Source organism: Klebsiella sp. w6, from assembly GCF_033100215.1.
Classification (GTDB): domain Bacteria; phylum Pseudomonadota; class Gammaproteobacteria; order Enterobacterales; family Enterobacteriaceae; genus Klebsiella; species Klebsiella variicola.
This window is the reverse complement of the sequence record NZ_CP136907.1, coordinates 1,603,191-1,625,103: the sequence shown is the minus strand read 5'-3', so window position 1 is coordinate 1,625,103 and position 21,913 is coordinate 1,603,191. Positions and strand designations below refer to the sequence as shown.

Sequence of the window (21,913 nt, the reverse complement as noted above, 5' to 3'; positions counted from 1 at the left end):
GTTGGGGGGAATTAACGCCCCTCTTTTCTTACCCGTTCGATATGAATGGCAAGAAACATAATCTCTTCGGTGGTCAGCGACCGCTGATACTGCTTTTGCAGATGCGTCGCCACCGTTTCCGCACACTTCCACGCTTTAGCGTAGTTATCTTTCACCGCGCTGTGCAGCGAGACGTCGTCATCTTCCACCACCGTGCGCGTCAGCATCCGCTGGGCGAAGAACTTGAGATGAGTGACAAAGCGCTGATAGCTCAATGACTCTTCGTCATAGTTAAGCTGCAGCTGATACTTCACCAGCTGCAGGATCTCCTGCATCACCCGGGTCACGTGCATGACCTCCGGCATTTCGCTGTTGAGCTGCGCCGTCACCAGATGCAGGGCGATAAATCCGGCTTCATCCTCCGCCAGCTCCACACCAAGCCTTTTGGCAATAATGGCCCTTGCCTCCTGACCCAGCGCGAACTCCTTCGGATACAGCCGCTTAATCTCCCACAGCAGCACGTTACGCAGTGCGATGCCCTTTTTCTGCCGCTCGATAGCAAAATGACAGTGATCCGTTAATGTGATGTACAAACTTTCCTGTAGCTTGCCCAGCCGCCCGCGTGCCAGGTCGATAATGCGATCGCAGGTGGTCATCACTTCTAACGGTATCTGACTGAGTAACTCACCTAAGCGGCCTACCAGTTCATCGCTCTGTAAGGCGAAGACTTTTTCAATTTTACTGTCGTCCAGCACGTCGCCCGGGCGTTTCTGAAAGGCCAGCCCTCGCCCCATCACCACCTGTTCGCGCCGGTGCTCGTCAAGAACCACCACCACATTGTTATTGAGTACTTTGGCGATTTGCATATAGACCCCAGAAACAAAAAAACCTGACCCCCGACGAAACGCCAGGTGATCAGGTTTTGCCTGCCGCAGCAGTTGCAATCCAACACCCGCACTGTAACAACTTCTGCTGCGCGCTCAACCTGACAAGTGAAAAAACGTGATTAAGATCGCGACTATCAGAAAGTCACCACCGTTTTCCACTCCACCACCCATGCGTCCTGGGTCTGCGCGACGCCGCCCGGACGGTGCCAGTACTGCAGGCCCGGCTGCAGCTCCAGCCAGGAGACCGGGCGGAAGCGATAATAGAGCTCGCCGTTCAGCGAATGACCGGCCACCGGCTGGTAAGCCGGGTCGTTATAGTCGGTGGCGCCGCTGAGTTGATTCATATAGCGCTGGTTACGTGCGTAGTGGCTGCTCATGTCGATCCACGTCAGACCAAAGCCAATCCAGTCCTCCGGGCGGGCGTCAAACAGCCCGCGGTAGCGCATGGAGGCGGCGACGGCGGAGTGGATATAGTTACTGCGCTGGTCGCTGAGGCTGCCGCTCAGCGAGACGCTCATCCCCCGCAGCGGGTCGTCGGCGTGGCGGGTGATCTGCTGGTTCAGGCCGGCGTACATAAACCAGGTGCTGTCGTGCTCGGCGTAGCCTTGCGGATCGGTCGCCCCGACGCCGCCGGATTTGCCGCTGTAGAGGTCGGTTTGCGGCGCGTTGGTCCAGACCACACCCAGGTTATAGGCTCCCGGCAGGCCATTCATCAGCGGACGGGTTTCGATCTCCATCGGCAGTAAAATGCCTTTGCTGCCCTTCGTCGACCCGCTCCAGGCGTGACTGCGCGCGGTAGCCTGCGGGTTTTGCTCCATCACCCCGCCTTTCAGGGTGACCGTCGGCGTCAGCTTGTACTCCAGGGTGGTGCCCCAGGTGTGGATGTTCCAGTTATTCCAGGTCAGCGAGTTGGCCGATTTCCCACCGCACTGGGTCAGTAGCTGAAAATCGCAGGGAATGATCTGGTCGAAAGTTTGCACCTTGTTCATCATGCCGATGCGCCAGGTCAGGCGACGGTCGTCAAAGCTGCGGGCAAAGGTCAGCCAGCCGAGGCGGGTGATCGACCCGCCGCCCCAACTCTCCTGCGACAGATCGTTGAAACTCACCCGCGGATCCTGCAGCCGTTTCGTGGTGAGGTTATCATCGTGGTTACGGTTGACGATGTTGCCTTCGAGACGCGCATCCGGTATGCCGGTCCAGCGCTCCAGATCCTGGGTAAAGGTCAGCGCCACCTGGTCAATATAGGCCAGGTGTTTATCATGGTCGTAACCGCCGCCGGCGTTGTAGGCCATCTCGTTAAGATACCCGAGATTATAATGAAAGCCGTTCTCTTCGAGGATCGGACGAATGCCCAGCATATCGCCCAGCAGCCCCTGCTGTCCGGCTTCGAACCCCAGCACGCTGCCGTTCCAGGCCGGAGTTTCCGCGGCGCTGACGGCAGGCACCATTGCCGCCAGCGCCGCGCCGATCAAAAGCTGATTTATTTTTTTGTTATGCATTGTGATATCCACCGTGACTGAATAAAAACAAAGGGGATCCCCAGGTTATTTATTTACCTGTTTTCTTTTTTAAAAAATGAATGGCAAAGGGCGTCCGCCGGTAATAAAACCGCGACGATGCCAGAGAAAACGTTAATTACAACCTATTGTTTTACATAACCATTTTTTCACCATTGAATTTTAGCCAAAAAAAAACCTAAGCACTTTCCGCCACGAATGACGAAAATGCTTAGGTTTTGCCTGGGTTCAGTAGCAATCCTGAATTGATTGACCGCACATTATCACTTTATTCAACTCATGCCTACCAGCAATAGGCAGGCAAGTAATAATATGTGAAGCAAATAACAGTATGGTGTTTAATAGCGGGCGATGGCCGCCGCTATTTCAGCAGACGTTTGCAGGGCGCGAATTTCATTAAACAGAGTCAGCGCCTCACTATATTCCTTGCGTAAATAGCCTAACCATTGCTTAATTCTCGCCACATGATACAGACCGGTGTCGCCCTGCTTTTCCAGGCGGGTATATTTTTGCAACAGCTGAACCACCTGCGGCCACGGCATGCGCGGTTCGTTGTATTTGATCACCCGGCTGAGGTTCGGCACGTTGAGCGCCCCGCGGCCAATCATCACCGAATCGCAGCCGGTGACGGCCATACAATCCTGGGCGCTTTGCCAGTCCCAGATCTCGCCGTTGGCCACCACCGGAATGGTCAGACGCTGGCGGATCTCACCGATCGCCTGCCAGTTAATGCGTTCGGCTTTGTAGCCATCTTCTTTGGTGCGGCCGTGAACCACCAGCTCGCTGGCCCCGGCCTGCTGCACCGCATCGGCGATTTCGAAGCGCCGTTCGCCGCTGTCCCAGCCGAGTCGCACCTTGACGGTCACTGGCAGATGATCGGGAACCGCTTCGCGCATGGCTTTCGCACCGCGATAGATCAGCTCCGGATCTTTCAGCAGCGTCGCCCCGCCGCCGCTGCCGTTCACCAGCTTAGACGGACAGCCGCAGTTTAAATCCACCCCCCACGACCCCAGCTCCACCGCGCGGGCGGCGTTTTCCGCCAGCCACTCGGGATATTGTCCCAGCAGCTGGACGCGCACGCGGGTGCCGGACGGCGTGCGGCTCTGATGATGCAGTTCCGGGCACAGCCTGTAGAACGATTTTACCGGCAGCAGTTGATCCACCACGCGCAGAAATTCGGTGATGCACAGATCGTAATCGTTAACCTCGGTCAGCAGCTCGCGCACCAGCGAATCGAGCACGCCTTCCATCGGCGCCAGTAGAACACGCATATCGTTATCCGGAAAAAAAAGAGGCGCTATGGTAGCGCCTCCAGGCATTGGTGGAAAGCGCTCAATGCGTCCGGCCTGCCGTACGCCATTACCCGTTCGGCGAATGCGGCAAAGCGAGGAGATAATCTCTATGCTTTACAGGAGTCTGCGGCGTCTCATGCCGCCTTTATTTGCCGCGCCTCGTTCAAAAAGGTAGCGTGGGACTCCATATACCCTAAGCTGCGAGCTGTCGGGTCCTGCCGGGAGAGGCTATTGTTCCCGTACGCTATCAGCGCTATGCGTAGAATTCATGATGTGATCGGTAGCACATTTTAGGGATTAATTGTATGATGAATGCACTTCATCAAGGGTTATTACCATGAGTAAATCGCTGACTATTATCTGGCAGTACCTGCGGGCCTTCGTCCTGATTTACGCCTGCTTATACGCCGGAATTTTTATCGCCGGACTGCTGCCCATCACTATCCCCGGCAGCATCATCGGCATGCTGATCCTCTTCGTGCTGCTGGCGCTGCAAATTATGCCGCCGCAGTGGGTCAATCCTGGCTGCAATATCCTGATCCGCTATATGGCGCTATTGTTCGTGCCCATCGGCGTCGGCGTGATGCAATACTGGGATCTGCTGCGCGCCCAGCTGGGGCCAGTCGTCATCTCCTGCGCCATCAGCACGCTGGTGGTGTTTGTGGTGGTGAGCTGGAGCTCTCACCTGGTGCATGGCGAACGTAAAGTGATTGGGCAAAAGGAAAAGAAAAATGATGCATGAAATCTGGTGGTCGCTGCCGCTAACCCTGATCGTCTTTTTTCTCGCCCGCAGGCTGGCCGCCCGCTTTAAGTTCCCGCTGCTCAACCCGCTGCTGGTGGCGATGGTAGTTATAATTCCGTTTCTGCTGCTGACCGGGATCTCCTATGAGCGTTATTTTGCCGGCAGCAAAGTCCTGAACGATCTGCTGCAGCCGGCGGTGGTCGCGCTGGCCTTTCCACTGTATGAGCAACTGCACCAGATCCGCGCGCGCTGGAAATCAATCATCACCATCTGCTTTATCGGCAGCTGCGTGGCGATGATCACCGGTACTACCGTCGCCCTGCTGATGGGCGCCACGCCGCAAATCGCCGCCTCTATTCTGCCTAAGTCAGTCACTACGCCAATTGCCATGGCGGTCAGCGGCAGCATCGGCGGTATTCCGGCTATCAGCGCCGTGTGCGTGATTTTTGTCGGCATCCTCGGCGCGGTATTCGGCCATACGCTGCTTAACCTGATGCGCATTCGCACCAAAGCGTCACGCGGCCTGTCAATGGGTACCGCCTCGCACGCCCTCGGCACCGCCCGCTGTGCGGAACTGGACTACCAGGAAGGGGCGTTTAGCTCGCTGGCGCTGGTGCTGTGCGGGATCATCACCTCGTTGATGGCACCGTTCTTATTTCCGCTGATCCTCGCGGTGGTGGGATAAATTGTGATTTAAATCACATTTTTTAATGCAACAAATCAAAGTTGCATAAACAATGAGATATTCGTCACATATGAGACTGCTGGACGCCCGTACACTGGCTTCCCATTACATTGTTATGAGGCAACGCTATGCACTCACGTTTTCAAGCTGCTTTGACGACTCTGGCAGCAGACCTGCAGGCGGCCATCGCCCCGATGCTCGCCGACCCGCACTTCCCGGCGCTGCTCGAAGCCGATCAGGTGGCGACGCTGCAGCAGGCGACAGGTCTGGACGAAGACGCGCTGGCCTTTGCGCTACTGCCGCTTGCTGCCGCCTGCGCGCGCGCCGACCTTTCTCATTTTAACGTCGGGGCGATCGCCCGCGGCGTCAGCGGCCGCTGGTACTTTGGCGGCAATATGGAATTTCTCGGGGCGACCATGCAGCAGACCGTTCACGCCGAGCAGAGCGCCATCAGCCACGCCTGGCTGCGCGGCGAGACCTCCCTGCGCGCTATTACGGTGAACTACACGCCGTGCGGCCATTGCCGTCAGTTTATGAACGAACTGAACAGCGGACTGGCGCTGCGCATTCATCTGCCGGGCCGCGAAGCGCATGCCCTGGAGCACTATCTGCCGGACGCCTTTGGTCCGAAAGATCTGGAGATCAAAACCCTGCTGATGGATGCACAGGACCATGGCTTCCCGGTGAGCGGCGATGCCCTGACCCAGGCAGCCATTCAGGCCGCCAACCGCTGCCATGCGCCCTACAGCCACTCGCCCTCCGGCGTGGCGCTGGAGCTGAAAGACGGCACCATTTTCAGCGGCAGCTATGCGGAAAACGCAGCGTTCAATCCGACGCTGCCGCCGCTGCAGGGGGCGCTGAATCTCCTGAGCCTCAACGGCTATGATTATCCCGCTATCCAGCGGGCAATCCTCGCGGAGAAAGCCGACGCGGCGCTGATCCAGTGGGATGCTACCGTCGCCACCCTGAAGGCGCTGGGCTGCCAGAATATCGAGCGCGTCCTGTTAGGTTGATCAGCCTGAGCAGATTGCCGGATTACGGTTTCGCCTTATCCGGCCGACCTGTTATACCGTGATGTTGTCGGGTGGCACTACGCTTACCCGACCTACGGTTCGCGCCATGGCGAGCTGAAGATCTCTATGCCGGGTGTCGGCTCACGCCTTACCCGACCTGCGTTCGGCGATCTGTCTATATTGCTGAAAATCCCCGCAATCAAACGCGGGTTTCTTGCGCTTACCCGGCGGGTAAAGTAGCCTGAAGACTCCGTTGTCTATTATTGAGCCAAGTTCATGTTAAAGCGTGTGTTCTACAGCCTGTTAGTCCTGCTCGGCCTGCTGCTGTTGACCGTGCTGGGCCTTGACCGCTGGATGAGCTGGAAAACCGCGCCCTATATCTATGATGAGCTGCAGGACCTGCCCTACCGTCAGGTCGGCGTGGTGCTGGGCACCGCCAAATATTACCGCACCGGCGTCATCAATCAGTATTACCGCTACCGCATCCAGGGCGCGCTGAACGCCTACAACAGCGGCAAGGTCAACTATCTGCTGCTGAGCGGCGATAATGCTCTGCAAAGCTACAATGAACCGATGACCATGCGTCGGGACCTGATTAAAGGCGGCGTCGATCCTGCCGATATCGTGCTGGACTATGCCGGCTTCCGTACGCTCGACTCGATTGTCCGCACCCGCAAAGTGTTCGATACCAACGACTTCATTATCATCACCCAGCGCTTCCACTGCGAACGGGCGCTGTTTATCGCCCTGCATATGGGGATCCAGGCCCAGTGCTACGCGGTGCCGTCGCCGAAGGATATGTGGAGCGTGCGGCTGCGCGAGTTCGGCGCCCGCTTTGGCGCGCTGGCGGACCTCTATATCTTCAAACGGGAACCGCGCTTTCTCGGCCCTCTCATCCCGATTCCGGCTCAACAGCATGACGTACCGGATGACGCCCAGTCCTACCCGGCAGTCACTCCGGAGCAGCTGCTGGAACTGCAGAAAAACACAAAACCCGCCAATGAGTGATATAAGATGCATTAATCATGCGATGCCAAAACAATGCGTATTATAAGTAACGTTAATTGCATGAATGCTCTTTAATGAGTAATATTTCACTCATCATCCTTTTTGGAGGGCGAGATGGAAACATTAACGGTACAAGCCTTTCTCAATGCGGAGTGGCAAGACATTGCGTTGATAAAATTCCCCGGTAGTGAGCAAGGGGACTGGTTTACAACACAAATCGACTATCTTACCGATTACGCCATCGACTTTCTGGAACGCGATGACTATCACGCCGTGTCGCTCAACCATCCCGTTTCGCTTTATTTTGAGGATCACGGAAATCCTGGATGGTTAAGATTTATAGACGATATCATTCCAGGCGGCGCCAGCCGACGTTACTGGGTTAACTTTTTAGATATCAGTGAACTTCCTCAGGGCCAGCAGAATTTCATCTTGCTCAAATTCGGCACGATGTCGCCAGTGGGAAATTTACGCATTAAAGACTCGGTGCCGGACTGGGATAGTCTGGCAAGCAGTAAAACGTTCTCTGTCACTGATGTCATGAATCGTGCCAGTGATTTTCTCGACTATGACCAGGAACGAGGAGCCGCAGCAGGAGGGGCTACATTATCCCTCTCTCTGGTTGCCGCGATTTGATATCAGAAGAGACGGTGATGGCCGGATAATGAGATTGGGAATGGAGTCAGTCTATTCTCTGTTACAAAAAGCGCCAGCGACGATACTTGATCATGAAACCACGCTGCGGATCCTAATCGAAAAGATCACATCCAGTAATATGGTAAGAGTACAGAATTATCGCTTTGATGTTCAAGGATTTATCATCGATTGGGTACGTCGAGACTTATTAAACATTATTTTTGGCAATAGTGATAACCATGGACGTAATACTGCATTTATGAAAGCAGATAATGAAATTATCCTTGCGCCAATCTACGATTTTGCACCAATGAAAGCCGACCCGGAAGGTATACCGCGCACGATGAAGTGGTCATTAGCCTGCGAATCAGGAGGCGAATATAACTTTGGCGCCATCGCACAAGCTTTGGCTGAATGGATCACCCCTGACACATTGCTTAATGCTTTAAGTGAAACCGCATCTCAACTCGTTGATTTACCATCCCGTCTTAAAGTACGCGGCGTTCCTGTTCAGATTCTGGAAATGCCATCAATTGGTTTTAAATTTATACCTGACAAACTCGCTCGCTGGGGGCTGTTATGAAGACCCTGAATAAAAAAGAAACAGAAATCCAAAATACCTTAGCCCGGCTGCGGGCGGATAACCCACCATCCCTACCCGCCACCGGGGTAACGGCTGCGGAAAAAAAAGCTCGTTCAGAGATAAGCAGACAACGCGTCTCGGCTGGTTTAAAAAAAGTCAAAACGGTCGATCGTCAGGCGGTCATTCACGCCATTATCCATGACATCATGCTAGGCGCCATCAGCCAGGGAGAGGCCCTGAAAAAACTGAGAGTAGAAGTTCTGGGTTTACGCCAGGATGAATATGCCCGGCTAGTGGATGTCTCTCGTAAGACCTTATCTGATGTGGAAAATGATAAAGGCAATTATTCTGCCGAGATCATTAATAAAATCTATAAGCCGTTTGGCCTTGAAACAGGACTCGTCCCTATTTCTAAAACACTTATTTCTTCTCTATTTAAATAGTAAAAACCCGCGCCAGGCGCGGGTTTTTGATGCGTTCAATCTTATTTCTTACGGGCGTATTTCAGGGAGTCCAGCGCCACGGCGAAGATAATAATCGCCCCCTTAATAATGTACTGCCAGTAAGGGTTGACGCCGATATAGGTCAGGCCGTAGTTGATGACGGTGAAGATAATCACCCCGGTCACCACGCCGAATACGGTCCCTACCCCGCCGCTGAACGAAACGCCGCCCACCACGCAGGCGGCGATGGCGTCCAGTTCGTACATAAAGCCGAGGTTATTGGTCGCCGAGCCGATACGCCCGGCTTCCAGCAGGCCGCCGAAGGCGTAAAACACGCCGGAGAGGGCATAGATCATCAGCAGGTTCAACGCCACGTTAACCCCGGAGACTTTCGCCGCTTCCGGGTTACCGCCGATAGCGAAGATGTTTTTACCAAAGCGCGTCTTGTTCCACAGGATCCAGACAAAGAAGACGGCAATCAGCGCGTAGAAGGTAATGTAGGACAGGCGGAACGAGCCCAGCGCCACAAACCCCTGGGCAAAATGGGAGAAGTGGCTGTCAAAACCGGAGATCGGCGACGCGCCCACGAAGTCGTAGTACAGCGAGTTAATGCCGTACACGATGATCATAGTGCCGAGGGTGGTAATAAACGGCGTCACGTTCAGGTAGGCGATGACGATCCCGTTAATCAGGCCGATGACCGCCCCGATGGCGCACACCAGCAGGATCACCAACGGGATCGGCATGGTCGCCATATCCGGGAACACCTTGTTGGCATTATCCACCGCCTGCAGCATGGTGGCGGCAATCACCGCCGCCAGTCCCACCTGACGGCCGGCGGAGAGGTCGGTCCCCTGCGTGACGATAAGTCCGGCCACGCCCAGGGCAATAATAATACGCACCGAAGACTGAGTCAGGATATTACTCAGGTTGAGCAGACTTAAAAATGTCGGATCCTGGAAAATAATAATGGCCAACAGGACCAGAAGGACGACATATATCCCACCCTCTTTCAGGTAAGTGAGAAAACTCTTTTTATTTAACGCACTCATGTGAAGCCCCTGATCTTAAAGGTGCAATGACGCAAGACGCAGTATTTCGTTTTGCGTGGTGGTTTTAGTCTCTACAATGCCCGCGACAAGGCCATTGCTCATCACCAGAATGCGGTCGGTAATCCCCAGCAGTTCCGGCATTTCGGAAGAAATAATAATGATCCCTTTGTCTTTTTTAGCCAGCTCGGCAATCAGCTGGTAGATCTCGAATTTGGCGCCGACGTCGATACCGCGCGTTGGCTCATCCAGCATCAGGATCTCCGGCTGGGTCAGCAGCCAGCGGCCTATAATGACCTTTTGCTGGTTACCACCGGAAAGCGAACCGATCTGCGTATGCTGGCCGGGGGTTTTAACGCGCATCGAGTCAATAACCCACTGGGTGTCGCTCTTCATTCGCGAGTTATCCAGCAAGCCGATGCTGTTTTTATATTTCTTAATATTGGAGATCAGCGAGTTAAAACCGATATCCAGATAGGCATAAATCCCGGTGGAGCGCCGCTCCTCGGTCACCAGTGCAAAACCGTGGTTAATCGCCTCGTTGGCGCTGTGGTTGTTGATCTTCTTACCGTGCAGGGTGATGGTGCCGCTGGCCTTCTCACGGATCCCGAACAGGGTCTCCACGATGTCGGTGCGTTTAGCGCCTACCAGGCCGGCGATACCGAGAATTTCGCCCTTATGCAGATCAAAGGAGACATCGCGAATGGAGGGTTGACGCAGCGAGGTGAGATTGCGCACCTGGAGGATCACTTCTCCCGGGGTATTTTCGCGATCCGGAAAACGCTGGTTGAGCGAGCGCCCGACCATCATGGCGATAATCTTGTCCATATCCAGCCCTTCCAGCGGCTGGGTGGCGATCCACTGGCCGTCGCGCAGGATGGTTATTTCATCGCACAGCTGGAAAATTTCTTCCATTTTATGCGAGATATAGACGATACCGCAGCCGCGATCTTTCAGCTTGCGGATGATCTTAAACAGATGGTTGACCTCTTTTTCCGTCAGCGATGACGTCGGCTCGTCCATGATGACGATTTTGGCGTCATAGGAAAACGCCTTAGCGATCTCAATCATCTGCATCTGGGATACCGATAAGGTACCGACGCGGGCGCGCGGGTCGATATCAATATCCAGCTCATCAAAAATGGCCTTGGTATCCCGGTACATTTTGTCCTGATCGACAAACATGCCTTTGGTGGGATAGCGTCCGAGCCACATGTTATCCATGACTGAACGCTGTAAAACCAGGTTTAATTCCTGATGCACCATCGATATACCGTTTTCCAGGGCTTCTTTCGCCGAATGGAAATCGATCTCTTTTCCCTGAAAAAGAATGCTACCGGAATCTTTTTGATAGATCCCAAAAAGGCATTTTAATAATGTCGATTTGCCGGCGCCGTTCTCACCCATTAACGCATGAATGGAGTGCGGACGAACCTTCAGGTTGACATTATCAAGAGCCTTGACGCCAGGAAACGATTTGTTGATGTTGGTCATTTCCAACAAATATTCGCCTGACCGTTCGCTATTATTGCTGACCATAGTTATACCTGGCTGCGTTCATGCACGCCCCGTCCGGCGCAATTACGCCAGCAGGAGTCTGGTTCTGTATCAGGAATAATCGGGCGTGGTTAAACCACGCCCGCAACTCACATCACGATTACTTGCCGGTAAACTGGCTCAGGTTGTCTTTATCGACGCCCACGTACGGTACGCGAACAATCTTGTTGTCAATTTTCCAGTTGGTGCCCGCCGCGGCTTCTTTACCTTCCGCGAGGTTTTTCGCCAGATCGAAGGTCGCTTTCGCCTGGTTGTTGGCATCGTTCAGCACGGTACCGGCCATCGCGCCGGATTTCACCAGCGCCAGCGCTTCTGGCAGGGCATCGACGCCAAACACCGGAATGCTGCTCTTGTTGTGCGCTTTCAGCGCTTCAACCGCGCCCATCGCCATGGCATCGTTGTTCGCGATCACTACTTCAATCTTGTTCGCATTCGGGCCGGAGAGCCAGGCGTCCATTTTGTCTTTCGCCTGCGCGGTATCCCACATGGCGGTATCCAGTTGCAGCTGCTGGGTCTTCAGACCTTTATCATTCAGCTCTTTGATAACGTAGGTGGTACGCGCTTCCGCATCCGGATGGCCCGGCTCGCCTTTCAGCAGGACGAACTGGATCTGGCCGTCTTTATTCAGATCCCAGTTCGGGTTGGCTTTCCAGTGCTTGGCGATCAGATCGCCCTGAATAATCCCCGACTCTTTCGAATCGGTACCGACGTAATAAGCCTTGTCATAACTATCCAGCGCTTTGCGGGAAGGCTCTTTGTTGAAGAACACCACCGGAATATTCTGCCCGCGCGCTTTTTCAATCACCGTTCCCGCTGCCGCCGGGTCAACCAGGTTAATCGCCAGCGCCTTCACGCCTTTCGCCAACAGCACGTCAATTTGATCGTTTTGTTTCGACTGGTCGTTCTGCGAGTCATTCATCAGCAGCTGGACGTCAGGCGCGGATTTGCCATCTTTTTCAATTGCCTTACGCACCACCGACATAAAGTTGTCGTCATATTTATAAATCGTCACGCCGATACGGGTATCTGCTGCGTGTGCGGCGGCGCCAAATAACAGACCAGCCATTACAGCAGACAGGGTAAACACCTTCTTATTCATGGAATCTCCGGTTTTATTATGCAGGGTCATTATTGTGAAAAAGTGCGGGCGGGGTTTGTTGCATTAGTGTTACCGCACAACGCATTTCACGACGAAAATTCGGTCTTCCGTGTCGGGTAACGCTCCAGAAAGATACGGCTCTAAAACTCGTTTAACGCCTTGTTCCTACTTAAAAAAGTGAGGATAACCCATCACCTCGTGGTTCAGACTGGTAAACGCTGCCATCATAATCAGGCGAATGTTAATATACTGTGAATTTACTCACAAATTGAAAGCGGTTACATCCCATCACCGCTTCAGTTAGTGATCGGCCCCACAGTTTGCCGCTGGGCAACGGAATGACGGCGCACCAGCGTCGGCATAAAGCAGTGCGTTGCCTCGCGATCCAGCTTGCCGGCCGCCCCCAGCAGCGCCAGCTCGGTGGCCAGCTTTGCCATCGACATTACCGGATAGCGCACGGTAGTGAGTTGAGGATCGGTGTAACGGGAAATAGGAATATCATCAAAGCCAATCAGCGACAGATGCTGCGGCACGACAATGCCGTTGTCCTTCAGGGTCGTCAGCGCGCCGGCCGCCATGCTGTCGTTATAGGCAAATACCGCGGTGAGACCGAGATTGCGCCCCAGCAGTTCGACCATCGCCGCCTCGCCGCCCTGCATATCCGGGGAGCCAGAACCGACCCAGCTGTCCGGGGCGATGATGCCCTGCTCCTGCAGCGCTTTGCTCCACCCTTCCCGGCGCATATCGTCATCTTCAATGCCGTGGTTTGAGGAGAGATAGCCGATGCGCTGGTGACCGTGATTGAGCAGCATGCGGGTGGCCATCAGCGCGCCGCTGACGTTGTCGAGCCCGACGCAGCGATGGGCAAAGCCTGGCACAATGCGGTTGATCAGCACCATTCCCGGGATATGTTGCATAAAGTCGCTCAGTTCATCATCGCTGAGCGCTTTCGAATGGACAATCAGCGCCGAGCAGCGCTGGCGGATCAGCACCTCGATGGCGTGGCGCTCTTTTTCCGCCTCGTGATAGCTGTTGCCGATCAGCACATACTTCTGATGCTGCTGGGCGACGGTATCCACCGCTTTCACCAGCGCGCCGAAGAAGGCGTCGGAGACGTCCATCACCACCACGCCGATGGTATCGCTCACCTGGGTGGCCAGCGCCTGGGCGTTGGCGTTGGGTCGGTAGCCCAGTTGGGTCACCGCTTTCATCACGGCGTCGCGCGTATCCGGACTCACCAGCGCGCTGTTGTTCAGCACCCGCGACACGGTGGCCACGGATACACCCGCCTGGCGGGCGACATCACGAATGGTGATCATACTCAGCGACCTTAAGAGAATTACAGCACGTCACATTCACCTCCTGTGCTCAGCAAGGAGGCTATTCTGGCAGCGACCCGCGGTCCGCTACGTGAGTGAGGTCACACGGCTGGAAACGTTTACATCCGTTTTGTTAATGATTGTGATCGAGATCGTTATCTGGATGTGTCTTTCAATGATGTGCCTGACGCACGCAGGGTTAACTGACGCCACAGCCATTCCACCGGCCCCTGGCGGAAGCGGCGCAGCCACAGCGATGAGACAAGGAGGTTAACGGCCCAGATGGGGGGAACAAAGGCCAGCAGCTGCAGACGATCGAAGCGCATAAACAGCCCGAGATGATAAAACAGGGTGGTGCAGATCAGGGTCTGCAACAGGTAGTTGGTCAGCGCCATGCGTCCGACGCAGGCGATAGCGCCCACCAGGCGGAAACGGCACAGCTGCGGCCAGTAGCCCCAGGCCAGCGAGGCATAGCCGATCGCCTGTAAGGGGGCGCTCAGTTCGCGCGGCGCCTGCAGCAAAAACGCGCACCAGCGATAGTCCCAGGCCAGATACCACTGGGCGAATATTGCCGGCAGATTTACCGCCATGCCGGCAACCACCAGCAGGGCACCCGTGCGCCGGTAGTGACGCAGACTGAACTGCCCTTTGAGCCAGCCGCTGCGCATTAGCGCCGCGCCCATCAGCATCATCCCCGCCAGCTGCCAGCCATACTGGGCGCCCAGCGCCAGCAGATTGTCCGATAGCATATCCGCCCGGTTGCTGACCGCCTCCATGCCGCCGTGCAGCTTCCAGTACTGCTCATACTGCAGGTTCGCCGCATCCGGCACCCAGGAGCGATTCGCCGCCGTCCCGGAGATGACTCCCAGCAGGACCAGCACCGCAATGCCGATGAGGTAGAGCACCACCCCGGTATTGAACAGCGATTTGACATGGTGCGCCTCACGCACCATGCGCCAGCTCACCAGCCCCACCAGGGCGTAGGCCAGCAGAATGTCGCCATCCCAGAAAAAAAGACCGTGAATGAAACCGAGCAGCGCCAGCAGCGTCAGCCGCGACTGGATCCAGCGCTTCCCTCGCGGGAGCAATAGCTGCAGACCGGCGCCAAACAGCAACGCGAACAGGGTGAGAAACTTCACCTGCGCCAGCAGGTCGAGGAGTGCCCACGTCCAGGCATCGCTGAGGGTCGCGCTTCCTGACCAGGCGGGATTGAGGTAAGCGGCCTTCGGCAAGCCGAAGGCGCTGATATTGAGAAGCAGGATACCGAGGATGGCGACGCCGCGGACAAAGTCCAGCGTGACATTTCTCTCCATGTACCCTGCTCCGTTTTAGTTGTGGTGACGTACTGCGCGCAGGAATTCCTGGCGGGTATTCTGGCTGGATTTAAACAGGCCGCCGAGAGAGGTGGTGGTGGTGGCGCTGGTCGCATCGCGAATGCCGCGCGCCTTCACGCAGTAATGCACCGCGTCAATGGATACCGCCACGTTGCTGGTGCCGAGCAGCGTCTGCAGCGCGATCAGGATCTGCTGGGTCAGACGCTCCTGGACCTGCGGACGCTGAGCGAAAAACTGCACGATGCGGTTGATTTTCGACAGGCCGATCACCGCATCTTTCGGGATATAGGCTACTGTCGCTTTACCATCGATGGTGACGAAATGGTGTTCGCAGGTGCTGGTCAGGGTGATATCGCGCACGGTCACCATTTCATCAACCTTCATTTTGTTTTCAATGACGGTGATTTTCGGGAAGCGGGAGTAATCCAGCCCGGAGAAGATCTCATCGACATACATTTTGGCGATGCGATGCGGGGTCTCCATCAGACTGTCATCACTCAGATCCAGATTCAGCAGTTGCATAATCTCGGTCATATGACCGGTAATCAAACGCTTGCGTGTTTCGTTATCAATTTCTTGTACTGGCGCACGCATCGGCGTCTCCAGCCCACGAGCGACCAGCGCTTCATGAACGAGGACGGCTTCTTTACTCAGTGATGACATTTGGGTTTCTCCTGCAGGTGTGGCGCTCTTTGCTTTTTCTGGGGGCAAAGTTTGTATTCATTGTGCGTGAGGTGGCGCACAGAATCCAGTAGCCGTAACGATAATTATTGAAATTGGCGCTGCCTTTTATTAGGGCCTGAAGCCGCGCCTCAGGCGCGGCGCCAAATCCTTATCGCCGAATCCGGAATGATCTAACCGCTGTACGCATCCATAAGCGCCATCGCTACACCGGCATGTTGGCTATAAGTTGCATTAATGATGCAGTAAGTTCTCAAAAGGAGAAAGTGAAAGTTACTCACCGGCTAATGAAATATCTGTATTATGAACGTTTACGCGCCCCCCCCTTTCGAGGAGCCTTGCATGGAACTGCTTGAAGAGCATCGCTGTTTTGACGGTCGGCAACAACGCTGGCGTCATCACTCCCCTGTCCTGAACTGCGCCATGACGTTCAGCATTTTTTTACCGCCTGAGCGCGAAACGCCGCCGCCGGTACTGTACTGGCTGTCCGGGCTAACCTGTAACGACGAAAACTTTACCACCAAGGCGGGCGCCCAGCGCATTGCCGCTGAGCTGGGCATCGCGCTGGTGATGCCGGATACCAGCCCGCGCGGTGATGAGGTCGCCAACGATGATGGATACGATCTGGGGCAAGGAGCCGGCTTCTACCTGAATGCCACCGAGGCGCCGTGGGCGGCGCACTATCGGATGTATGATTATCTGCGCGATGAACTGCCCGCGCTGATCCGTAGCGAGTTTAGCGTCGGCGAACGCTGCGCCATCAGCGGCCATTCGATGGGCGGTCACGGCGCGCTGGTAATGGCGCTCAAAAATCCGGGCCGCTACGCCAGCGTCTCCGCCTTCGCGCCGATCGTCAATCCCGGCCAGGTGCCGTGGGGCAAGAAAGCGTTTACCGCCTATCTGGGCGCGGATGAATCGACATGGCAGTCGTGGGACAGCTGCGCGCTGATGCAGGCCAGCCAGCCGGCTGACGCCGTGCCGACGCTGATCGACCAGGGCGATAACGATCCGTTCCTCGCCGGGCAATTACAGCCGGCCGTACTGGCGGAAACCGCCCGCCAGAAGGCCTGGCCGTTAACGCTGCGTATCCAGCCTGGCTACGACCACAGCTATTACTTCATTGCCTCGTTTATTGAAGACCATCTGCGCTTCCATGCGCAGCATCTCTTTGCCTAAACGCCACTGCGCCGCGAAGCAGCTTCGCGGCGCATGCTCAGGCCCGCAGGCCACGTTTTAGTGCCGACGATCAGAAGCGATAATCCACCGCCATAAAGTAGCGACGGCCCTCTTCGGTATAGCTGTAGTCGTCCCGGCTCAGATCTTTATCACCCACGTTCTGCACCCCGGAGCGCAGTTTCACGTTTTTGGTCACCTGCCATGCCGCGCCAACGTCAAACAGGGTGTAGCCGCCCGGCGTTTTGCCGGTGGCGCTTACCGCGCGTTGCTGGCCGGTATAGTTGGCCGTCACGTAGAAGGACCAGTCGTCCAGCGGTTTCCAGTCAAGCGTGCCGTTGGCGGTATGGAACGGCAGCGTCTGCAGCGGTTTGTCGCCGCCATTGCTCAGATCGCGGCCATCGTTATAGGTGTAGTTCATCGTCAGCTTCCACTCATCGCCAAACGGGATCTTCACCTCCGTCTCCACCCCTTTGATGCGGGCTTTGTTGACGTTGAAATAGCGGAAGATCGGCACGCGCTTGCCGTTGACGGTTTTCCAGCCGACAAAGTTCGGGTAGCCCGGCGCTTCGCTGGCGCTGGAGGTGCGCAGAACATCGATCATATCGTCGACATTATTCTGGAAGGTGGTGATGCTGCCTTCAACATCCTGCAGCCAGCCCTCTTCCCCACGGTAGTAGAGACCGAGCTCGAAACTTTCACTGGTTTCCGGTTTCAGGTCCGGGTTACCGATGATGCTGCACGACCCGCGGCAGGAGTTGGTGGTCCAGTCGGGGTTAAGCTGCAGCAGCGACGGGGCTTTAAACGCCGTCGCCCAGCCGCCTTTGACGGTGACGGTATCGGTGGCGTTATACACCAGATAGGCGCGTGGGCTCCAGTGATCGCCATAGGTCTGATGGTCGTCCATACGAATGCCGGTGGTCAGCGCCAGCGGCTCGATGATGCGCCATTCGTCTTCGATAAACAGGGCGTACTGACTGGCGGAGGTCGACTGGCCGCCACTGCTCAGGTTGACCGGATCTTTGAGTTTATCGTGGCGCCATTCGCCGCCGAAGGTCACCAGCTGGTTAATCATGTCCAGCGGCAGGACATACTTGCCGTCGATGGCATTGCTTTCCGAGGTGATGGTCCCGTTCTGCCCCGGATTTTTGTTATCCACCTTTTCGCCGTAGAACTTGAGCTCGCTGTTGCCCATATCCCAGCGGCCATTATGGCTCAGGGAGTAGTTCTCACGCTCAAGGCGGTTGCGGTCAAGGGAATCGGAATCACGATCCTGACGGTCAAAGCCATAGCCCGCCGTAAAATCATGGTTTTCGCCCGGCGTCCAGGCGAATTCAACATTGCCATCGCGGCTGGTGAAGCCCTCGATGCGCGGCGTCTCGCCGGTGGCGCTGCTGGAAGACTGCGGATCGTCCTTGGCGCGTTTTGCCAGGCTGCCGTAGGCCTTCATCCCGAGCACGCCGTCGATCAGCGGACCGCTGGTGAAGAACTGACCGTTCCAGGTATCGCCGCGATCGCGGTGTTCCTGAATGGTGGTATCGGCGCTCAGCGTCCCGGTCCATTTCTGGCCGATTTTTTTGGTAATAATGTTGACCACGCCGCCGAGCGCATCGGAACCGTAAAGGGAGGACATCGGGCCGCGCACCACCTCGATACGTTCGATGGCATCCACCGGGATCCAGTTCAGGTCGAAGTCATTGTGGCGGAAGACGGCGTTGCGGGAGTTGACGCGTTTCCCGTCGACGAGGATCAGGGTATAGCTGCTGCTCAGACCGCGAATGCTGACGCCCTTGCGGTTATCTCCTTCGTTAGTGAGCTGGACCCCAGGGACATCGCGCAGTACGTCTTTCAGGTTCTGGACGGGCTTACGTTGTAAATCCTGCTGGGTGATGACGCTGATGCTCGCCGGCGCGTCTTTGACGCTCTGTTCAGTGGCCGAGGCGGTCACCACCAGCGTTTCTTCATTTACATCGGCGAGAGCCGGAAACGCCAATGATACGACGGACGCAGACAATCCCGCCCGGATAAAAGGGTTTAACCTGAACATTCCAAATCTCCATGAGGTGTACAACCAAACAAACAAAAAGGTGCTGCTCACACGCGCTGGCGGCCTGTCGCTCTGTCGGCGACATGCTCGCGCTGTTTTCTCGTCGATGTGGCTGGTCGCCCGATGTCAGTCTGACCCAATGGCAGAGACGGGGAGTGGCTTCATCCGTAATGCGCGAAAATGATAAAGATAATGATTACGATTATCAATATAATTATGAAGAATTGTGTCAAGCTGTAACCGTGCGGACATAAAAAAAGCCCTCTTTTCAGAGGGCTTTTATCGCACAATTGCGAAGATTAACGCTTAAAGCGGTCCGGGAAGGTCATTTCGCTGTAGCGAACAAAGCGGGTGCCTTTCGCCAGCTTGTAACCAAACCAGATGACGAGGAACAGCGGAATACCGATGTAGGTCGCCGCCACGCCGCCCCAGTCAATGGTGTCCTTGAGGAACGCTTCGTAGTTCTGTCCGAGGGTGATGATCAGGCACAGCACGAAGGCGAAGATCGGCCCCAGCGGGAAGAACCCGGAACGATACGGCAGATTATTAATATCGTTACCCTGCATGACGTAGCCGCGACGGAAACGATAGTGGCTGATCGCAATACCCAGCCAGGCGATAAAGCCGGTCATCCCGGAGGTGTTCAGCAGCCACAGGTACACCGTCTGGTTGCCGAACATGGACGTCAGGAAGCACAGCGCCGCGATAACAGTGGTCGCGTACAGCGCGTTGCGCGGCACGCCGCCACGCGACAGCTTCGAGAAAATACGCGGCGCTTTGCCGTCGCAGGCCAGGGTGTACAGCATACGCGTGGAAGCGTACATCCCGGAGTTACCGGCCGACAGAACGGCAGTCAGGATAACCGCGTTCATGATCGCCGCCGCCGACAGCAGACCAGCATGCTGGAAGACCAGCGTGAACGGGCTGACGGAGATATCCTTCACGTCGTTGCGCAGCAGGCTCGGGTCGGTGTACGGAATGATCAGGCTGATAATCAGAATGGCGAAAACGTAGAACAGCAGGATACGCCAGAAGACCTGGCGCACCGCGCGCGGGATGTTCTTCTCCGGATCCTCAGACTCACCGGCCGCGATGCCGATAAGCTCAGTGCCCTGGAAGGAGAAGCCGACAATCATCGCCACGCCGATCATCGCCGAGAAACCACCGGCGAATGGCGCATCAGCGATCCCCCAGTTGCTCCAGCCAGTGGGCTGCGACCCTTTGAAGATGCCGACAATCATCATCACGCCGACAATAATAAAGATAATGACGGTGGCGACTTTGATCAGCGAGAACCAGTATTCCGCCTCGCCAAAGCCGCGCACCGAGATCCAGTTCAGCAGGAACATAATGCCAAGGAACAAGGCACTCCAGATCCAGCCCGGGGTATCAGGGAACCAGTAGCTCATCACCAGTTGCGAAGCCACGAGGTCAACGGCGATCGTCACCGCCCAGTTGTACCAGTAGTTCCAGCCCAGCGCGAAGCCGAAGCCTTCTTCAACATAATTCTGGCCGTAGGTGGCGAAGGAACCGGACACCGGCATAAACGCCGCCAGCTCGCCCAGGCTGGTCATCAGGAAATAGACCATCAAACCGATCAGAATATAAGACAGCAGCGCCCCGCCGGGACCTGCTTGCGAAATGGTTGCGCCAGAGGCAACAAAAAGACCCGTACCGATGGAACCGCCAATGGCGATCATGGTCAAGTGGCGCGCCTTCAGTTCACGACGTAGCGTGGGCGCTTCTGTGGTTTTAGTTTCCGAAACCATGTGATAATGCTATCCATCCAAAAAATGAGGCGCGATTGTAGCAGACGATCGGGGTTCCATCCGGTACAAATGCAAAGTTATAAGAGAGCTTCATGATCGCCCGCAAATTATTAGTAAAGCACTAACCTGCGGAATTGCCAGCGAATTCCTCCCGTTATGAGGCGTAAAAACCGGGTGCTACACCTGGCAATATTGCAGAAAACGTTGTAATGCTTTGGAAATATGCTTCTGCCGATGATGGATCCGCCACAGCGTGCGCGTCAGCCGGGGCAATGGCACTTTCAGCTCCGCCAGCGTGCCCGAGGCCAGCTGTTCGGCAATCACCCGGCGCGATAAACAGCTGATGCCCAGGCCATGCCGGACGGCGTGCTTGATCGCCTCCGAATTGCCCAGCTCCATGCCCATATGAAACGCCGGCAGATGCGACAGCAGTACATAATCGACAATCTCCCGGGTACCGGACCCATGCTCGCGCAGGATCCACGGCGCCTCAGCCAGTTGCTGCAGGGTCACCTCCCCCGCCAGCAGCGGCGAATCAGGCGCAGCAAACACCACCAGCTCATCTTCCAGCCACGGCTCGGCAATGATGTCGGCGGCATGGCACGGCCCCTCAATCAGACCGAAATCCACCCGCAGGTCGGCGACGGCGTTGATCACATCCAGGCTGTTGCCGACGCTCAATTCCACCGGCAGTTCCGGGAAGTCATGGCGATAACGGGCGATGATCTCCGGCATAATATAGTTGCCGATGGTGCTGCTGGCGTAGACCCGGATCGCCCCGTTATCGCCGCGAAACAGCTGTTCGATCTCCAGCGCCCGCTCCAGCAGCGCCAGCGCACGCGGGTACAGCAGCCGTCCGTGCTCATTCACCACCAGTCGTTTACCGACGCGGTCAAACAGCTGCACGCCGAGCTGCCCTTCCAGATCGGTCAGCGCGGCGCTGACCGCAGATTGCGAAAGCGCCAGCATCTGTGACGCCTGAGTGGTTGACCCACTCTTATGGACTTCGGCGAACACTTCCAACTGCCGCAGCGTAATATGCATAACCCACCCGTTTAGTAATCCAACCTGAATAACCTTCCTTACTATGGTGACACAAA

General features: G+C 56.0%; 20 protein-coding genes. 8 read left to right on the top strand and 12 right to left on the bottom strand.

Annotation, left to right across the window (positions count from 1 at the left end; all coding sequences use genetic code 11):
• Positions 1-11: 11 nt before the first annotated feature.
• The 3 genes from bglG to dusC all read right to left on the bottom strand — a co-directional run bounded on the left by bglG (position 12) and on the right by dusC (position 3,654).
• The gene (gene bglG, locus R0140_RS07885) at positions 12-845 is read right to left on the bottom strand and encodes a transcriptional antiterminator BglG (RefSeq protein ID WP_002912842.1); all 834 of its coding nucleotides are present in this window, start codon (positions 843-845) and stop codon (positions 12-14) included.
• A gap of 155 nt (positions 846-1,000) precedes the next feature.
• A complete protein-coding gene (locus tag R0140_RS07880) occupies positions 1,001-2,365 on the bottom strand; it encodes a carbohydrate porin (protein ID WP_008804037.1) in 1,365 nt (454 codons plus the stop codon).
• Between the two features lie 356 nt (positions 2,366-2,721).
• Positions 2,722-3,654, bottom strand: a complete 933-nt coding sequence (dusC, locus tag R0140_RS07875) for a tRNA dihydrouridine(16) synthase DusC (RefSeq protein WP_012541036.1) — start codon at positions 3,652-3,654, stop codon at positions 2,722-2,724.
• Between the two features lie 358 nt (positions 3,655-4,012).
• Here dusC and R0140_RS07870 point away from each other — a divergent pair, with 358 nt between their 5' ends.
• The 7 genes from R0140_RS07870 (at position 4,013) to R0140_RS07840 (ending at position 8,785) form a co-directional block, all read left to right on the top strand.
• Positions 4,013-4,417 (top strand): CidA/LrgA family protein, encoded by a 405-nt coding sequence (locus R0140_RS07870; RefSeq protein WP_004201620.1) that lies wholly within the window; start codon positions 4,013-4,015, stop codon positions 4,415-4,417.
• Complete coding sequence (locus R0140_RS07865) at positions 4,407-5,102, top strand: CidB/LrgB family autolysis modulator (protein ID WP_008804035.1); 696 nt, start codon at positions 4,407-4,409, stop codon at positions 5,100-5,102. Before R0140_RS07870 ends, R0140_RS07865 begins: the two co-directional genes overlap by 11 nt.
• A gap of 128 nt (positions 5,103-5,230) precedes the next feature.
• On the top strand, positions 5,231-6,115 hold the full coding sequence (cdd, locus tag R0140_RS07860; RefSeq protein ID WP_012541034.1) for a cytidine deaminase: 885 nt from the start codon (positions 5,231-5,233) through the stop codon (positions 6,113-6,115).
• A 276-nt stretch (positions 6,116-6,391) separates the two neighbouring features.
• Positions 6,392-7,123 carry an outer membrane permeability protein SanA gene (sanA, locus tag R0140_RS07855; RefSeq protein ID WP_008804033.1) on the top strand — a complete coding sequence of 244 codons (732 nt, stop codon included), beginning with the start codon at positions 6,392-6,394 and terminating at the stop codon, positions 7,121-7,123.
• A 114-nt stretch (positions 7,124-7,237) separates the two neighbouring features.
• Positions 7,238-7,759 (top strand): hypothetical protein, encoded by a 522-nt coding sequence (locus R0140_RS07850; protein WP_022064813.1) that lies wholly within the window; start codon positions 7,238-7,240, stop codon positions 7,757-7,759.
• Positions 7,692-8,342, top strand: coding sequence for a HipA domain-containing protein (locus R0140_RS07845; protein ID WP_223169293.1), 651 nt, complete (start codon positions 7,692-7,694; stop codon positions 8,340-8,342). Before R0140_RS07850 ends, R0140_RS07845 begins: the two co-directional genes overlap by 68 nt.
• Positions 8,339-8,785 (top strand): helix-turn-helix transcriptional regulator, encoded by a 447-nt coding sequence (locus R0140_RS07840; protein ID WP_131000017.1) that lies wholly within the window; start codon positions 8,339-8,341, stop codon positions 8,783-8,785. Before R0140_RS07845 ends, R0140_RS07840 begins: the two co-directional genes overlap by 4 nt.
• Before the next feature lie 41 nt (positions 8,786-8,826).
• On the opposite strand, the gene mglC is transcribed toward R0140_RS07840, so the two are convergent.
• From mglC to folE, 6 genes are all read right to left on the bottom strand, one after another.
• Positions 8,827-9,837 (bottom strand): galactose/methyl galactoside ABC transporter permease MglC, encoded by a 1,011-nt coding sequence (gene mglC / locus R0140_RS07835; protein WP_002912871.1) that lies wholly within the window; start codon positions 9,835-9,837, stop codon positions 8,827-8,829.
• A 15-nt stretch (positions 9,838-9,852) separates the two neighbouring features.
• Positions 9,853-11,373, bottom strand: a complete 1,521-nt coding sequence (mglA, locus tag R0140_RS07830) for a galactose/methyl galactoside ABC transporter ATP-binding protein MglA (RefSeq protein ID WP_008804029.1) — start codon at positions 11,371-11,373, stop codon at positions 9,853-9,855.
• A 118-nt stretch (positions 11,374-11,491) separates the two neighbouring features.
• A complete protein-coding gene (gene mglB / locus R0140_RS07825; protein ID WP_008804028.1) occupies positions 11,492-12,490 on the bottom strand; it encodes a galactose/glucose ABC transporter substrate-binding protein MglB in 999 nt (332 codons plus the stop codon).
• Positions 12,491-12,786: 296 nt separating this feature from the next.
• A complete protein-coding gene (gene galS, locus R0140_RS07820; RefSeq protein ID WP_012967553.1) occupies positions 12,787-13,809 on the bottom strand; it encodes an HTH-type transcriptional regulator GalS in 1,023 nt (340 codons plus the stop codon).
• A gap of 155 nt (positions 13,810-13,964) precedes the next feature.
• Entirely contained in the window at positions 13,965-15,122 is a 1,158-nt protein-coding gene (gene yeiB, locus R0140_RS07815; protein ID WP_008804026.1) for a DUF418 domain-containing protein YeiB, read from the bottom strand.
• A 15-nt stretch (positions 15,123-15,137) separates the two neighbouring features.
• Positions 15,138-15,806 (bottom strand): GTP cyclohydrolase I FolE, encoded by a 669-nt coding sequence (folE, locus tag R0140_RS07810; protein ID WP_008804025.1) that lies wholly within the window; start codon positions 15,804-15,806, stop codon positions 15,138-15,140.
• A gap of 360 nt (positions 15,807-16,166) precedes the next feature.
• Between folE and fghA the strand changes: the two genes are divergently transcribed.
• A complete protein-coding gene (gene fghA / locus R0140_RS07805; RefSeq protein WP_008804024.1) occupies positions 16,167-17,000 on the top strand; it encodes an S-formylglutathione hydrolase in 834 nt (277 codons plus the stop codon).
• 70 nt (positions 17,001-17,070) lie between these two features.
• Here fghA and cirA read toward each other — a convergent pair whose 3' ends face one another.
• From cirA to yieE, 3 genes are all read right to left on the bottom strand, one after another.
• Positions 17,071-19,044 (bottom strand): catecholate siderophore receptor CirA, encoded by a 1,974-nt coding sequence (cirA, locus tag R0140_RS07800; protein ID WP_016161549.1) that lies wholly within the window; start codon positions 19,042-19,044, stop codon positions 17,071-17,073.
• Positions 19,045-19,343: 299 nt separating this feature from the next.
• Positions 19,344-20,813 (bottom strand): amino acid permease, encoded by a 1,470-nt coding sequence (locus R0140_RS07795; RefSeq protein ID WP_008804022.1) that lies wholly within the window; start codon positions 20,811-20,813, stop codon positions 19,344-19,346.
• A 177-nt stretch (positions 20,814-20,990) separates the two neighbouring features.
• Complete coding sequence (gene yieE, locus R0140_RS07790) at positions 20,991-21,857, bottom strand: DNA-binding transcriptional regulator YeiE (protein WP_008804021.1); 867 nt, start codon at positions 21,855-21,857, stop codon at positions 20,991-20,993.
• Positions 21,858-21,913: the final 56 nt, after the last annotated feature.